At 37.1% G+C, this 15,259-nt stretch carries 13 protein-coding genes; 6 read left to right on the plus strand and 7 right to left on the minus strand.

The window, feature by feature from the left end; translation table 11 throughout:
* Positions 1–105 precede the first annotated feature (105 nt).
* Positions 106–942, minus strand: coding sequence for an ABC transporter permease (locus H6F62_RS02275; RefSeq protein WP_137907170.1), 837 nt, complete (start codon positions 940–942; stop codon positions 106–108).
* 13 nt (positions 943–955) lie between these two features.
* Positions 956–1,381: a hypothetical protein gene (locus H6F62_RS02280; protein ID WP_137907169.1), complete on the minus strand. Its 426-nt coding sequence runs from the start codon at positions 1,379–1,381 to the stop codon at positions 956–958.
* A gap of 793 nt (positions 1,382–2,174) precedes the next feature.
* On the opposite strand from H6F62_RS02280, the gene H6F62_RS02285 reads away from it, so the two are divergent.
* Positions 2,175–4,370, plus strand: a complete 2,196-nt coding sequence (locus tag H6F62_RS02285; protein WP_137907168.1) for a tyrosine-protein kinase domain-containing protein — start codon at positions 2,175–2,177, stop codon at positions 4,368–4,370.
* A 162-nt stretch (positions 4,371–4,532) separates the two neighbouring features.
* A complete protein-coding gene (locus H6F62_RS02290) occupies positions 4,533–5,327 on the plus strand; it encodes a WecB/TagA/CpsF family glycosyltransferase (RefSeq protein WP_137907229.1) in 795 nt (264 codons plus the stop codon).
* Between the two features lie 46 nt (positions 5,328–5,373).
* On the opposite strand, the gene H6F62_RS02295 is transcribed toward H6F62_RS02290, so the two are convergent.
* The 3 genes from H6F62_RS02295 to H6F62_RS02305 form a co-directional block, all read right to left on the minus strand.
* Complete coding sequence (locus H6F62_RS02295) at positions 5,374–6,303, minus strand: alpha/beta hydrolase (RefSeq protein WP_190371237.1); 930 nt, start codon at positions 6,301–6,303, stop codon at positions 5,374–5,376.
* Between the two features lie 19 nt (positions 6,304–6,322).
* The gene (locus H6F62_RS02300; protein WP_137907166.1) at positions 6,323–6,826 is read right to left on the minus strand and encodes a DUF4112 domain-containing protein; all 504 of its coding nucleotides are present in this window, start codon (positions 6,824–6,826) and stop codon (positions 6,323–6,325) included.
* 139 nt (positions 6,827–6,965) lie between these two features.
* The gene (locus tag H6F62_RS02305) at positions 6,966–7,835 is read right to left on the minus strand and encodes a YihY/virulence factor BrkB family protein (protein WP_137907165.1); all 870 of its coding nucleotides are present in this window, start codon (positions 7,833–7,835) and stop codon (positions 6,966–6,968) included.
* Between the two features lie 256 nt (positions 7,836–8,091).
* On the opposite strand from H6F62_RS02305, the gene H6F62_RS02310 reads away from it, so the two are divergent.
* Complete coding sequence (locus tag H6F62_RS02310; protein ID WP_137907164.1) at positions 8,092–8,676, plus strand: Uma2 family endonuclease; 585 nt, start codon at positions 8,092–8,094, stop codon at positions 8,674–8,676.
* A gap of 113 nt (positions 8,677–8,789) precedes the next feature.
* On the opposite strand, the gene thrC is transcribed toward H6F62_RS02310, so the two are convergent.
* Positions 8,790–9,881 (minus strand): threonine synthase, encoded by a 1,092-nt coding sequence (thrC, locus tag H6F62_RS02315; RefSeq protein ID WP_137907163.1) that lies wholly within the window; start codon positions 9,879–9,881, stop codon positions 8,790–8,792.
* 257 nt (positions 9,882–10,138) lie between these two features.
* Between thrC and H6F62_RS02320 the strand changes: the two genes are divergently transcribed.
* Positions 10,139–10,327 (plus strand): hypothetical protein, encoded by a 189-nt coding sequence (locus tag H6F62_RS02320; RefSeq protein ID WP_137907228.1) that lies wholly within the window; start codon positions 10,139–10,141, stop codon positions 10,325–10,327.
* Between the two features lie 394 nt (positions 10,328–10,721).
* The gene (locus H6F62_RS02325; protein WP_137907162.1) at positions 10,722–12,113 is read left to right on the plus strand and encodes a malic enzyme-like NAD(P)-binding protein; all 1,392 of its coding nucleotides are present in this window, start codon (positions 10,722–10,724) and stop codon (positions 12,111–12,113) included.
* A 138-nt stretch (positions 12,114–12,251) separates the two neighbouring features.
* Here the strand turns inward: H6F62_RS02325 and H6F62_RS02330 are convergent, their stop codons facing one another.
* Positions 12,252–13,838 (minus strand): glucose-6-phosphate isomerase, encoded by a 1,587-nt coding sequence (locus H6F62_RS02330; RefSeq protein ID WP_137907161.1) that lies wholly within the window; start codon positions 13,836–13,838, stop codon positions 12,252–12,254.
* Positions 13,839–14,078: 240 nt separating this feature from the next.
* Between H6F62_RS02330 and H6F62_RS02335 the strand changes: the two genes are divergently transcribed.
* Positions 14,079–15,212 carry a branched-chain amino acid ABC transporter permease gene (locus tag H6F62_RS02335; RefSeq protein WP_190371238.1) on the plus strand — a complete coding sequence of 378 codons (1,134 nt, stop codon included), beginning with the start codon at positions 14,079–14,081 and terminating at the stop codon, positions 15,210–15,212.
* Positions 15,213–15,259 lie beyond the last annotated feature (47 nt).

Raw genomic sequence — 15,259 nt, forward strand, 5'->3', positions numbered from 1 at the left:
TAGTCCTTATTGAGAAAAGTAGATCTATCTTTTTTTACAAAAAACTGCTACAATCTTTATCTGATAATCTTTTTAGACTATTTAGTTATCCCGTCAGGTTATCAACTAAATCACATCAGCAAATGTCTGTTCCATTTTGCGAAAATACCAAATTCCACTCAATAATAGTAAAACTACTAACATCATCGAAAGAATAAAACCTGGTAAATATAATTTTGATTCCCCTCCTAAAATTGTCCACCTAAAACCATCTATTACTCCTACCATTGGATTTAAGGAATAGATAAATCTCCACTGTTCAGGAACTATACTGCTACTAAATCCTACAGGTGAAATGTACAAACCAAACTGCACTATAAAAGGGACAATAAACCGAAAATCTCGATACTGCACATTCAATGAAGCTAACCACAAACCCGCACCCATAGAAGCAGCAAAAGCGATACCAATAAACAATGGTAAAGTCAAAATCCGCCAACTAGGAACAAAGTTATACCATGCCATTAATGCCAATAAAATCATTCCCGAAATCATAAAATCTACAAAGCTAACTACTATCGCACTGGTCGGTACTACCAACCGAGGAAAATAGACTTTAGAAAGTAAATTGGCATTAGTAATTAAACTATTACTGCACTCCGAAAGAGAATTGGAAAAAAACTGCCAAGGTAACATAGCGGAAAATACAAGAATTGGATAGGGCGCACCTTCTGAGGGTAATTTCGCCAATTGTCCAAATACAACTGTAAATACTACCATTGTCAAAAAAGGACGAATTAACGCCCAAATAATACCAATGACAGTTTGTTTATATCTAACTAAAATATCTCTCCATGCTAGGAAATAAAATAATTCTCGATAACGCCAGATGTCTTGCCAATATTGCTTTTCTGTACGCCCTGCTTCAATTATTAATTCTGGGTGAAAATTCGGTTCTTTCATAATATTTGAAATATCAATTTATAACCCGGAAATCTTTAACACTTTTATCGCCTAGCATCCGAGATTGTCTATAAGTAAACTCTCCCACAGAAGGATTAAGATGGGGATGAATTACACCTGTTGCTTGTTGCCAAAGTTCTGCCGGTGCAAGAGATAATTCATATCTAGATTCATGCTTATAGACATGATACCATTTTGTTTCTTGGCACTCTTCACACCAAAAAGCCTCTAGCCACTCACCATGTAAAGAAACCGTGGTTTTAGTATTAACTAAAATCATGGCTTCTCGACGAGAAATACCCCGTTTTTGGAGTTGTCCAGCTTGTTCGGTAAATAGTCCATATTTTTGGCTAACACTATCTATATAGCAGTTATGTATTGGACAATAGATAGCTCTGCGTTTAGAACGTTTCCGATTTCGATCACACCTTTTCTGCACTTTGGCCTCCTGATCATTAACTAAAAAATAGATCCTAAGAAGGTTGTATGGCAAGGACTGAGATCAAAAAGACCATCAAAGCCCAATTCCTGATTCAACATTGTTTGAGGTATTAATTTTTTTAGCTTAGGAACGTGGATTTATTAATTTACAATTCTTTGTAAAGACAGCGCAATCTAAGATTAGATTAACTCAATCAAGAGTTGTACTTTATTTAATTCACATTCTTATCTAATTTTTTCTGATTGGCTCATTTAAAGAGAATTTTTTACACCTATATTCTTTTGAAAATAGACTATGTTTTAAATTAGCATTGTTGCATAGTTTATTGTAGACAAATTGGCAAAAGGTTTGTAGGCTTGCAGATGAATCGGAAAAATCAACTTTTCTAGACTTGAGTAGATGTATTTGATAATTCAATCTCTCACTTTTGTAAAAAACTATGCTAATCGAGTGGTGTATCTGAATTTAGAAATACTAGATTGAAAGCAATTAAATGATAGTTAAAGATCAAAGTCAATATCTAATTTCCCGTTTTTCTTTAAGTTTAGACAATCTTTACAGCTTTTGACCAAAAACAGTTAAATTATAAATATTCTAAGAATATGTAACTTATCTACTGACAAATTTATCAATAATATATTTAGGAAAATGAAAGCTTACAGAGATTTTGCCAAGTTGTCCACTACAACTGATAAAACAGTGTTAATTTACAAATCAGTTAACTCTGCAAGTCCTATATTTAATTGAAATATCGAGTTAAAAATAAATTAGAAACTATATAAGGTTTGAGATGATAAAAACTACCTATGCTCTCCAGAATTTGTCTCATATAAATAGACAGCAGCATCAATCTACACCTTTCATTGACACAGTTCAGTCAGAAGAGAGTAATGAAGGTGGATTAAACTTAGGCAAATTATTGGCGGTTATTCGTCGCAGAATCATTATAATTGCCATTGGCACAACCACTTTTGCCTTTGCTAGTGTAGGATTAGCTTTGAATAAACCTCCAATGTATGTGTCTCAATTTAGACTTTTAACTGAACCGATAACAGCTGAAGATAAAGTAGCCCAAGACGACAGGTATAACAGAGGTGATTCTAACAAAATAGATGAAACTAAGTTAAATATTTTACAAAGTCCTAAACTGATATATCCTATCACTCAAAAAGTCCAGATGTATTACCCAGGTAGCAGCGCACCTGAACTTAATATCAAAATCCTACCTAATACTCAAATTTTAGAAGTTACTTACCAAGATCCTAACCCTAAGAAAGTTTTGTTTGTATTAAATCAAGTATCTGAATCATACTTAAAATACAGTTTAGATGAACGCCAAACAGAAACTAAATTGGGAATTAAATTTGTTGAAAAACAATTGCCACAACTACTAACGAGAGTAGAAAATCTTCAGTCACAACTACAAATTTTTCGGCAAAAATATGGGCTGATTAATGCTGAAGTTCAAGGACAGGAACTTGCTAGTCAATTTAACCAAATTGTACAGAAACGGCTAAATACAGAAATGCAATTAGCTAGAACTAAAACACTCTATACTAGTCTGCAAAAACAGTTGAGACTGGAAACTGATGAAGCAGAGGCTATTTCCATATTGAGTGAGTCTCCTGATTACCAGAAGCTATTAAGCCAACTCCAAGATAGAGAAACTGCAATTGCTATAAAATCATCTGAATATACAGAAAATAGTCCAAATATTCAAACCCTGCTGATTCAAAAACAAAATTTACTGGATTTAGTAGGCAGAGAAAAACGGCGACTTTTGGGAATAAAATTGTCAAACACAAAAATGAATTCCTTAGATTCAGTTACACCAAATTCGGCTCGTCTGCGAGAAATTCAAAAATTTCTTGAGATAAATAAACAAATTGAGGTATTAAAAACAGAAATCCAATCTCTTAATCAAGCTGAAAGTTCTTTGGGGCAACAAATTAAACGCTTTCCCTTTATTATTCGTCAAAAAGATGATTTAGAACGGCAATTAAAAATTTCTGTTGATAATCTTAATCACTTTTTAACGGAACGGGAAAGATTACGCATAGACTCAGCTCAAAAGCAGATACCTTGGCAGATACTTACTCCTCCTAGTCAGCCTAAAAATATTGCACCAAGTACCATAGAAAATTTAATTTTAGGAACAATTTTAGGTTTATTATTAAGCACAGGATTTGCTTTTATTATAGATAAGCTCAACAACGTATTTTATGACTTTGAGGAAGTTAAAGATAAAATTAAATTGCCAATATTAGGGAATATTCCTCATATTAGGTTTGAAAAGAATGGTAAGCTTTATCGAAAACAGAATAGCTCAAACTTCTGGGAATCTTTCCGCTCTATTTATACAAATATTTCTTTTTTAAATGGTGATAGTTCTCTCCGTTCTCTAGCAGTTATTTCGGCTGCTCCTGGAGATGGTAAATCAACAATTGCTTTTTACCTAGCTCAGACAGCAGCAGCAATGGGTAAACGGGTGTTGTTGGTAGATGCAAATTTGCGTCATCCTAGTATCCATAAAATGTTGGACTTACCGAATACAAAAGGATTAAGCAATCTGATTTCTGAAGGACTAAATTTTGAGAATGTTATACACACAAACAGTAGCAGTATTGGAGAAAAAAATTATGATGTGACGAAAGCGACTGCAAAAGATATGGGAAAATCATCTTTAGAGCATAACTTGTTTATATTGACTACGGGAGAAATTCCCCCAAATCCCACAATTTTGCTGTCATCTCCTCAGATGCAAAGCTTGACAGAACAATTTAAACAAAATTTTGATTTAATCATATATGATACATCGCATCTATTAGGTTTTGCAGATACTAATCTGCTGAGTAAATACACAGACGCAAGTATTTTGGCTATAAGAGTAGGTAAAACAAACCTTTCTGTTTTAGCCAAATCATTAGAGCAATTAAATTTCTCTTCTACTCCTATTTTGGGTGCGATTGCTATTGATAATATATAGGAATTTGGTTTAATTAATGCCTGTTCCCTGTTAAGAGTTCCCTTCTCTCAACTTCTCGGTTTAGCATAACAAGTACCGAATAACCTAAAATTTTTACAACTCAACAATATAAATAAAAAGATGCTAACTACAAAAAATGAAATTCAATACTTAAATTCATCTATGGAATTTGAAGTTTCAAGAAAGCCTGCCAAAATTGATATTATTGGCTCTCCTGTTACTGCTTTACCTTTTGAGGTACAAATAAATATCATATTAGAATGGGCGATGAATAAAGTTAGCAAAGTTATTTGCGTATCGAATACTCATATGCTTGTAGAGGCTTATTGGCATCCAGAGTTTTGCTCTGTTTTAAAGAGTGCGGATATTGTGACTCCTGACGGAATGCCGCTGGTTTGGATGTTGAAACTAATGGGTGTACATGCTCAAAACCGCGTTGCTGGTATGGATATTCTTTTATCTTTGTGTAAATTAACTCCACTAAGAAACATTCATCTTTTTTTCTTAGGTGCTGATGTAGTAACTCTAGAGAAGATGAGAAGGAAGTTAGAGCGTGTCTTTCCAAATGTAAAAATTGCTGGTATGGAGCCTTTTCCATTTCGTCCACTCACACACGCAGAGGATGAAGCTATTATCAAAAAGATTCATGATAGTGAGGCGGGAATAGTTTTAGTGGCTTTAGGATGTCCAAAACAGGAGTTATGGATGAACCAACACAAAAACAAAATTCAGGCTGTAATGATTGGCTTGGGTGGGGCATTTCCTGTCTTTGCAGAAAGTCATAAAAGAGCGCCGTATTGGATACGTCATTTAGGTTGTGAGTGGTTATATCGTTTGATTCAAGAACCATTGAGACTATTTAGTCGCTACAGTACAACTATCCCAACTTTCATGTGGTTAGCTTTAAAGCAAATCTCAAATTTGGCTCTAAGTAGGTTTACTATGAATTTACCGTAAGTGATTAGTGATTAGTTGTTGGTTATTCATTGTCAATTAGTAATTACTAATTAGTATCTTTTAAAAAGCCTAAAATTGCTGCATTGACAACATCAGCAGCACCTGTGGAGGTATCATGATAACAATTCTGCAAAATTTGTAAGCGAGAATTGGGGAGATATTGATGTAATTTTTCTGCATGACTAACAGGAAACCAACTATCTTGATCACCCCATAAAATTAAAGTTGGACATTCAATGTTTTTGAGATTTTTTTGAATATTACTCAACATATTAGGCTGATTTGTGCGGAAATTCTCGATTTCTTTGGCAGCAATTTGTAATTCTTCGGCAACTTTGACTACAGTTCCCGGAATTTCAATAAATGGGTACGTAATCCAATAAATATCTTCTTCGGTTAATAATGAGGGATCATATAATACCTTGCGTCTTTCTGTTCCCATAACTTGTCTAACTAAAGGTGCAAACCAATATGCTAGACGTAAATAATCAATTGCATGGATGATTTCTATTGGTGTTTGTGCCAGCAAATCCATAGCCCAATGAGGTAATGTTTCCGTGAAAATAGGAGCATTAATGACTACTAAACGTCCGATTAAATGAGGACTGACACCTGCTAATCCCAAGGAAATTAATGCCCCTATTGATTCTGCCACAATGATAGGTGGTTCATCACATAAACCCTGAATAATGCGTTTTAATTCAATAATTTGATGTCCATTTTTTTCTCGACGGGATAATGGCTTTTCGGAAAAACCAAAACCTTTAAAATCACAACAAATTACGCGAAAATGTTGAGATAATGGCTTAATACTAAGCCGCCAATTATAACTCCAACTGCCTAAACCATGTAATAAAATTAGGGGTTTACCCGTACCTTTTTCACCATAGGCTATTTGAATTGGATAACCTTGAGAATCGGTAATAGTGAGATTTTGCCGCCCTTGAGGAAAATTATCTTGCCACCAATCTTTCATAACTTTATGTAGGAGTAATTTAACTACCAGTGATAACTTGCCATAATATTCTTATTAATATCACGGGGATGGATATTAAGAGAATAGCAATCAGAAATAAGCCGATAATCAAGAGGAGGATAAAGGAGTTATTTGCTTTTTTGTTTTTGTGAGGATCTTTTAGGGCTTCTTCTAATAAAATGATATTATAATTATTAGCTTTCCAGGCAAAATCAAAGAAGTCTCCTAACATGGGAATAGAGCCAACTAAGGAATCAATAATCACATTCATGACCATCCTTCCTAATGTGGCTGTAGATAGGCCTAATTGTGCGGCTTCAATGATAATATAAAAGGAAAATATTAGTCCTAGAGCGTCACCACATAAAGGTAGTAATCCAATGATTGGATCTAAACCGATTCCCACTTGTGTTCCGGGAATGGTAATTATATTATCTAGTATTTTACTAAGTTGACGTAAACGTTTTAATCGAGGTGCATAACCATCAGTTGTGATAGAAAAGTGTTCAGGAGAATTAGGCATTATTCATGATTTCCGGTGGGTGATTGACTTTCCTATTATCTCATTTTCTAACTGAAATTTTTCAGATTTATTTGAGAAATATATAGTTGTTGCTTGACTGTAATTTAAAATCAGATTTTTCTGTTTTAATTTTCAATTTTTAATTCTTCATTTCTTCACCGACAGTTACATTTAATTGGTATCCGACTAAAAGAACAAAAGCACTCATCCATAACCATAACATTAAAACAATAACAGCACCCACTGCACCATAAACTTTATTATAATTGCCGAAATTCTTAACATAGAGGCGAAATATTGCAGAAACTATGGCCCAAAAAATAGCTGCTAAAATTGCTCCTGGTATTAGTGGTGTATTTGTTTTACATTTGCTAGGTCCATAGCGATAAACAAAAGCAAAAGCGGTTGCAACTGTAGCCAATGCTAAAGGCCAACGTAAAAATTGCCAAAGATGGGATATAAAGATTAAATAAGTATTGTTATTTACGACAATTCCCAGGAGTAAATCACTAATAAATACTAAAAAAGAAGCCAGCATTAATAATAATATAGTCCCGATTGTTAAACCAAGAGATATAAGTTTTGCTTGCCAAAAAGGACGCATTTTTTTGGGGTGAATTTGTTGAATTTGATCTAAAGCTGTCATAGCGGTATTAATTGCCCCAGAAGCTGTCCAAAGGGTAATTACAAAGCTCAGAGAAAATAAACTACTATTTTTAGAATTAGCAATTTCATGAGTAGTAAAATCACGAATTAATATCCAAGCTTCTTGGGGGACAATTTTACTCAGTTCTGTCGCTAGTTGAATAAATGTGTTTCGTAAAGATTCTGCAAATAAACCAATTGCTGTTAGTAAGGCTATAATTGCCGGAAATAGGGATAACATGGTATTAAAGGCTATTTCCGCAGCTAATCCTAACAGTCTTGTTTCTATTGTCCTGGCAAAAGTTTTTTTCAATGTGCGCCATTTTAAGTGACGAAAAAAGCTGATAAAATGAAAATTGAACATATTTAAGGGGGTTCTGGCAGAGTTTATCAGGCCTCCTCAGTGATTATACTATAAAAATCTATAATGAAGCAGGTAGTGGCAAGACTATAGCTATTCAGCGACAAAGTACCAATTTAATTCAAACTTGAGCAAGAAAATCAGGCTCAAGCCCGGAAAAGTCTGACTATGGCTTTAGGTGATGTTATTGATCAATTGATCAACTATACTGCATTTTTTGTAGTAATATGTATTAAGGGAATGGAATTATATTTATGTTATGGTTCAAATTACTCAAGCACCAGTCAATTATTTTTCCTTTGCAGATTACTATGCTTATGATGATGGTACTGGAAATCGCTATGAATTAGTGGATGGAGAATTAGTTTTAATGCCTCCAGAATCAATTTTTTACTCCGATGTATCAATGCGATTATTGTTGGAATTGGCTAAAATAGTCCCTCTTTATTTATTAAAATATAAAGAGATTATGATTGAGGTAAGTGGACGTAGGGCTAAGGTACGAATCCCTGATTTATTAGTTTTGGGTGAAGAATGTCGCGCTGCTTTAGAAACTACGAAAAGAGGAACAATTACCCATGATATGCCACCACCATTAATAGCAATAGAGGTGGTATCTCCTGGTACTGAAAATGAGGTACGAGACTATCGTTTCAAGCGTTCTGAATATGCAGCCAGGGGAATTGCTGAATATTGGATTGTTGACCCTGTACAGAACAAAATTACAGTTTTATCTTTAGTAGAAGGCTTTTATGAGGAGTTTACCTATACAGGTGATGATTTGATTAAAAGTGCGGTATTTCCAGAAATTGAGATTAAGGTGAGTGATATTCTCGTTCCATAAATTTTCCATAAATTATAGCTTAAGAACGGGGTTTGAATGAGAGCAAAAAGATCGCCTTTTCCTAAAATAGAATAAGCGATCACTTATTTCATTAATTAAAATCTAAAATTTGTTCAAAATCCCATGGCTTCTGCAACGGCCTTTACATCTGCTGCAATTCCTTGTTTAAATTGGGCATGACTGTGTTTAATAGCGGTATCTGGGTCTTTTAAACCATTACCAGTGAGGACACAAACTACAGTCGCAGCGGTGGGAACTTCGTCTTTTACCTGTAACAATCCTGCTACAGAAGCTGCACTAGCGGGTTCACAGAAAATCCCTTCTGATGATGCTAATAAACGGTAAGCGTCGAGAATTTCCTCGTCAGTCACAGCCCGGAAAGTGCCTTGACTGGCTGTTTGTGCTGCAATGGCTTTATCCCAACTGGCAGGATTACCAATTCTAATGGCTGTGGCTATGGTTTCAGGATGTGTGACTGGTTGACCATTGACCAAGGGTGCAGCCCCAGCGGCTTGAAAACCCATCATTTTCGGGAGGCGATCGCATTTGCCATGTTGATGGTATTGACAAAAACCCATCCAATATGCTGTAATGTTGCCGGCATTGCCCACGGGAATACATAGCCAATCGGGGGCATCACCTAAAACATCAACAACTTCAAAAGCGCCGGTTTTTTGCCCTTCTAGGCGGTAGGGGTTGACAGAATTTACTAAGGTTATGGGATATTGATCCGCCATTTCTCGGACAATTTCCAGAGCGCGGTCAAAATTTCCTTGAATTGCTAGGACTTCGGCCCCATAAAGTAACGCTTGTGCCAACTTGCCCAAGGCCACGTAACCATCAGGAATTAATACAAAGGGGCGCATCCCTCCTCTTCTAGCATAGGCAGCGGCAGCGGCGGAGGTATTACCAGTGCTGGCACAAATTACAGCTTTAGCACCGGCTTCTGCTGCTTTAGAAATTGCCATTGTCATTCCCCGGTCTTTGAAGCTACCAGTGGGGTTAAGACCATCATATTTGACGTACACCTTGACCTGTCTGCCAATACGTTCGGCGATGGCTGGCACGGGAATCAAAGGCGTGTTACCTTCTAAGAGAGTGACCACGGGGGTTTTTTCGCTGACAGGCAAGTATTGACGATAGGCTTGTATTAGCCCTGGCCAAGGTTGGCAATGAGATTTAGCAGCAGACAGGCTCAAAGTCACGGGATTCAAAATTTATTAATTAAGGATTTGTGGGGGGAATGCTTTTAGTATAAGTATTCCAGGTTTCAAGTCATAATCTTAGTTGTGGGACATCTTCACCAAGATCGGGGAGGATGATGACCAGATTTGTAATTTATTAGAGTATATGATGAAAACTATACAATATTTTAACAAAGCTGGAGATTAGCATGATTGGCATATTATAATTATAATATTTATAACTAATGGTGTGAGTTAAGTTTGTAATGCCAACAACTATGTCTACTATGTCATCCAGTGTTTCCGAATGCGAATCCCACGTTAACCTAGTTAAGAAGTTAACTAAGGCTTATTATCGAGACGATCAGCAGGTCAAGTTTATGGACTTGCAAGCAGAGGTAGATTCTCTTCTAGAGCAGTTGCAAAATCTCAAGAGCGAACTGGAAGTTCCTAGAGAGGAAGATTGATAATCTCCGTTTCTAGGGGGGATTCTACATTCGATAAATCTCTTATTTGTCTTCGATACCTAGATTAAAAGACACCAAAACCTAAAAACTTTTTGGGTGTCTCGTAAGCGTCAGCCGAATGGTGTTTAGGTTTTGATTCTGTGGGTTTTTGGGCTAATTTATGGTGAAATACTACCGTTTCCGGGGCAGAGGATAGGGAGAAAAGAATATAAATAAGACTGAGGCAGGAAACACTCATTAATAAAGTGTTAATAAGCAAATTTTTAAGATTAAAAGGCCCGCCACAACAAAACAGAGATGGTTTGCGACTAGTTGTAATGCGGTTTTTTGTGAAAATAAAATTTCACGTAGCAATTCAATATAAAATCTAAAATTTAAAATCGAAATTAGCTCCATGACAAATCTGACTCCTAATTCTAGTTTTAGTGTAACCCTGCGCTTACAAATTCCTAATCGAGTGGGGATGTTAGCATCTGTTACCCAAGCGATCGCCTCCACGGGTGGTAATCTAGGACAAATTGATTTAATTGAACAAAATCGTCAAGAATCTATACGTGATGTTACAGTTGATGCCGCCAGTACGGAACACGCAGAAACCATAGTGCAAGCGGTAAAAGAATTACCAGATATTCAAATAATTGATGTTTATGACCGTACCTTTAATTTACATCGCGGTGGCAAAATCAGTATTGTCAGCAGAATTGCTCTTAAAAGTGTTTCTGATTTAGCAATGGCTTATACTCCAGGGGTCGGTAGGATTTGTAAAGCGATCGCCGAAAATCCAGAGGAAGTGTACAATCTAACTATTAAACAGAATACAGTGGCGATCGTCACCGATGGGAGTGCTGTATTAGGTTTGGGGAATTTGGGACCTGGGGCGGCTTTACCGGTCATGGAAGGAAAGGCCATGCTATTTAAAGAATTTGCTGGACTTGATGCTTTTCCCATCTGTTTGGATACTCAAGATGCTGATGAGATTGTCAAAGCTGTGAAAAATATCGCTCCTGTATTTGGTGGTGTGAATTTGGAGGATATTGCTGCACCGCGCTGTTTTGAAATTGAACAAAGATTACAAGCAGAATTAAATATACCGATTTTCCATGATGATCAACATGGGACAGCAATTGTCACCTTAGCAGCCTTATTAAATTCTCTTAAACTTGTCCAGAAGTCCATTGGAGATGTCCGCATTGTCATTAATGGTGCTGGTGCGGCTGGGGTAGCCATTGCTCGGTTACTCCGCAAAGCTGGTGCAGAAACGATTTTGATGTGCGACTCTAAGGGCATTATTTCTACAAATCGCAGCGATTTAACCCCTGAAAAACTGGAATTTGCCGTTAAAGCCCAAGGAACTTTAGCAGGTGCAGTGCAAGGGGCGGATGTATTTATTGGTGTCAGTGCGCCGGGAGTTTTGACACCGGAAATGGTTCAAGGAATGACAAGAGATGCCATTGTGTTTGCTATGGCCAATCCCATTCCCGAAATCCAGCCAGAATTAGCCCCTAAAAATGTCGCTGTCATGGCTACGGGACGGAGTGACTACCCTAACCAAATTAATAACGTCCTGGCGTTTCCAGGGGTGTTTCGTGGAGCTTTAGATTGTCGGGCGAGGAGGATTACTACTAATATGTGTTTAGAAGCGGCTAATGCGATCGCTTCTTTGGTTAATATTTCTGATTTAGACCGCCAACATATTATTCCTTCTGTCTTTGATAAACGAGTTGCTAGTGCGGTTGCTGCTGCGGTGCAACAAGCTGCAAGGGAGGAAGGTATTTGTTCTAATTAGGGTTTACTCAGTAGCCATAAAAGTTGTCTGTGGGGCTAGAGTTTATTTAGGAAGCCCTAATTACAAAAAACAAAAAACAAAATCCCCGACTTCTTCAACAAGTCGGGGAGCTAATTTTGATGAACAAAGGTAATTTTATTAACCGAGAGAAACAGTTAAACTCCCAGGTTTAGCTAGATCTCCTGTTAATACCACACCCCGATGATTACTATGTAAATGACGGAGAATTTTGTAAATTGCTTCAATTTCCTCAGTAGCACCGGCAATATTTGCCAATTCAGCAATAGAAAGTGCTTTCTTCTGGGTTTGTAACACTTCTAAAACTCGTTTTTGTAAATCGAGAATCACAGCAGCGGCTTTTTTACCAGCTTCTACACCGGGTTGGTGATAAGCATTGACATTGATTAAACTGGCATATAAACCTACTGCTCTCTCATACAATGCAATTAATGCGCCTACGGTACGGGCATTAACTTGGGGAATAGTGACTGTAATGGAATCGCGGTTATTCTCATACAATGCTTGACGAGTTCCCAACAAGAAACCGGAGAGATAATCACCAGCAGTGACACCGGGATCAACTTCTGGGGATTTTCCTTGACGGTCTTCTAAAACTTCAATCAAGGTAGCAAAGAAATTAGGTACACCTTCCCGTAATTGTTGGACATAGGCGTGTTGGTCTGTTGAACCTTTGTTACCATAAACTGCAAGACCTTGATATACAGTTTTCCCGTCCAAATCCTTTTCCTTACCCAAAGATTCCATAACCAGTTGTTGCAAATAGCGGCTAAATAACAACAAACTGTCCTTGTAGGGGAGAACCACCATATCCTTCTGGCCTTTGCCATTTCCAGAGAAATACCAAGCCAGGGCTAATAAAGCGGCTGGGTTATCCTTGAGATGAGGGACGCGAGTGGCATCATCCATCTCTTTTGCTCCAGATAGCATAGCACGGATATCAATGCCCTGTAATGCCGCAGGTAGTAGCCCTACAGCGGACATTTCCGAGGTACGTCCACCCACCCAATCATACATGGAAAATCGGGCTAACCAGTTTTCCGATTGTGCGACTTGATCTAAATTACTATTTTGTCCAGTGATGGCAACTGCATATTGAGAAAAATCTAATTTTTGGGCTGTATAGGCTTGTTTTACCTCAATCATGCCATTGCGGGGTTCGGGAGTTCCTCCAGATTTGGAAATTACTAATACCAAAGTGGTAGCCAGTTTATTTCCTAATTGGGATAGAACTCTATCAATACCTGCGGGGTCTGAATTGTCAATAAAGTGAATTTGTAGGGGAGGTAAGTCTGGGGAAAGGGCTTCAGCGACAAATTGGGGACCCAAGGCCGAACCACCAATACCGATAGAGATAATATCTGTAAAGCGGCTTTCTTTGGGAGGATGAATTGCACCGGTGTGTACTTGGTCTGCAAAAGCTTCGATTTGTTCTAGAGTTTGAACTATTTCTTGAGTTAGTTCTGGTGTGGGGGCTAAATCTGGATTTCGCAACCAGTAATGACCTACCATGCGGTTTTCATCGGGGTTAGCGATCGCACCTTTTTCCAGTTCTACCATATCCGCAAACGCTTTGTCAAACTTAGGTTTTAATGAAGCTACAAACGCATCATCAAACCGCATCCGACTAATATCTAAATACAGTCCTAATCCCTCGTGTAAATATAACCAATCTTGGTATCGTTGCCAAAGTGCCTGAGCATTCATAAGAGGGAAATCTCAAATAAAGTGTTGGTCAAACATAAGTTTAATGTATGGTTTTGGTGATCCCTGCTTTGTATTATACAGTTTTTAATAAAAGCACAGATACCGATATGATACTACTGTTAGTTTTAATACTTATTATATCCAGAGATTTGGTAATTACTGATACGCGAAACTTGACAACGGACAATTGACAATTGACAATTGTCCACTAACCACCGACCACTGACAAATGACGAACTAATGATTGAATATCTAATTTTTCTAGCTATTTCTACCGCAACCTTCGCGCTATTTGCGCTAGGACTGAATTTACAATGGGGTTTTACGGGTTTAATTAACTTTGGTCATATTGCTTTTATGACTTTAGGAGCGTATACAACAGTTTTGTTAACTTTCAAGGGTGTACCATTATTACTTTCGGCTGTAGTTGGAGCAATTGTTGCCGCTTTATTGGGTTTAGTCATAGGTTTTGCGACTCTCCGCTTACGAGAAGATTATCTGTCAATTGTTACCATTGGTACAGGTGAATTAATTAGATTAATAGTAAATAATCAGGAATTACCTGTAGGTAAAGATTGGATATCTGGCTCTTTTGGTGTGCAAAGTTATGTCATACCGTTATCAACAACCCCAAATTTATTTTTGCGGTTGGTGATGATTGCTGTGTTAACTTTATTAACAGGGATCACGTTATTTTCTTTGTGGAATTGGGTACGAACTGCTCAAATTTCTGCCAATAATAATCCCATTAGAAACAGCAGCCTCAAACAAGAATTAACTTCCCGATTTATAGTAGGAATTGCTTTAGGATTATTAGCTCTAGCAATTTATATTTCTGGGACAGTTGGATTATACAATTATAATCCCAAAGCTGGTTTAATGTTGTTGGTATTGTTAATTTTAGCTTTTGTATTTTGGCGGTTAGAAATTTTAGTGCGATCTCCTTGGGGAAGGGTGCTAAAATCTATTCGTGAAGATGAAGAAATTCCTAAGGCATTAGGTAAAAATGTCTTTTCTTATAAACTACAATCATTAATGTTGGGCGGTGCGATTGCTGGTATTGCGGGGGCGTTCTTTGCTTGGCAATTGGGAGCAATTTATCCCGATAATTTTCAACCTCAACTTACTTTTGACGCTTGGATTATGGTAATTTTAGGTGGTGCAGGAAATAATATTGGCACAATTTTAGGTGCGGTTATTTACTTTGCTTATGACTCTTTAACTAGGGAATTTTTACCGAAAATTGTTCCTTTAGATGTAGAAAGAATTGGTGCTTTTCGGGTGATGTTTATTGGTTTGATTTTAATGGTGTTAATGATTTGGCGGCCTCAAGGTATTTTAGGGAAAAAGGAGGAACTTACTCTTGGTAAATAATCAGGAATTAGGGGACGAGAAATATCAAGATTTTTGAGGGTTGAATG

The organism is Anabaena sp. FACHB-1391, from assembly GCF_014696755.1.
Classification (GTDB): domain Bacteria; phylum Cyanobacteriota; class Cyanobacteriia; order Cyanobacteriales; family Nostocaceae; genus Dolichospermum; species Dolichospermum planctonicum.

Excerpts from the sequence above, each read along its gene's own strand:
- H6F62_RS02275 (WP_137907170.1), bottom strand. The coding sequence starts at position 942 with ATGAAAGAACCGAATTTTCACCCAGAATTAATAATTGAAGCAGGGCGT.
- H6F62_RS02285 (WP_137907168.1), top strand. The coding sequence starts at position 2,175 with ATGATAAAAACTACCTATGCTCTCCAGAATTTGTCTCATATAAATAGA.
- H6F62_RS02290 (WP_137907229.1), top strand. The coding sequence starts at position 4,533 with ATGGAATTTGAAGTTTCAAGAAAGCCTGCCAAAATTGATATTATTGGC.
- H6F62_RS02295 (WP_190371237.1), bottom strand. The coding sequence starts at position 6,303 with ATGAAAGATTGGTGGCAAGATAATTTTCCTCAAGGGCGGCAAAATCTC.
- H6F62_RS02300 (WP_137907166.1), bottom strand. The coding sequence starts at position 6,826 with ATGCCTAATTCTCCTGAACACTTTTCTATCACAACTGATGGTTATGCA.
- H6F62_RS02305 (WP_137907165.1), bottom strand. The coding sequence starts at position 7,835 with ATGTTCAATTTTCATTTTATCAGCTTTTTTCGTCACTTAAAATGGCGC.
- H6F62_RS02310 (WP_137907164.1), top strand. The coding sequence starts at position 8,092 with ATGGTTCAAATTACTCAAGCACCAGTCAATTATTTTTCCTTTGCAGAT.
- H6F62_RS02320 (WP_137907228.1), top strand. The coding sequence starts at position 10,139 with ATGTCTACTATGTCATCCAGTGTTTCCGAATGCGAATCCCACGTTAAC.
- H6F62_RS02325 (WP_137907162.1), top strand. The coding sequence starts at position 10,722 with ATGACAAATCTGACTCCTAATTCTAGTTTTAGTGTAACCCTGCGCTTA.
- H6F62_RS02330 (WP_137907161.1), bottom strand. The coding sequence starts at position 13,838 with ATGAATGCTCAGGCACTTTGGCAACGATACCAAGATTGGTTATATTTA.
- H6F62_RS02335 (WP_190371238.1), top strand. The coding sequence starts at position 14,079 with ATGATTGAATATCTAATTTTTCTAGCTATTTCTACCGCAACCTTCGCG.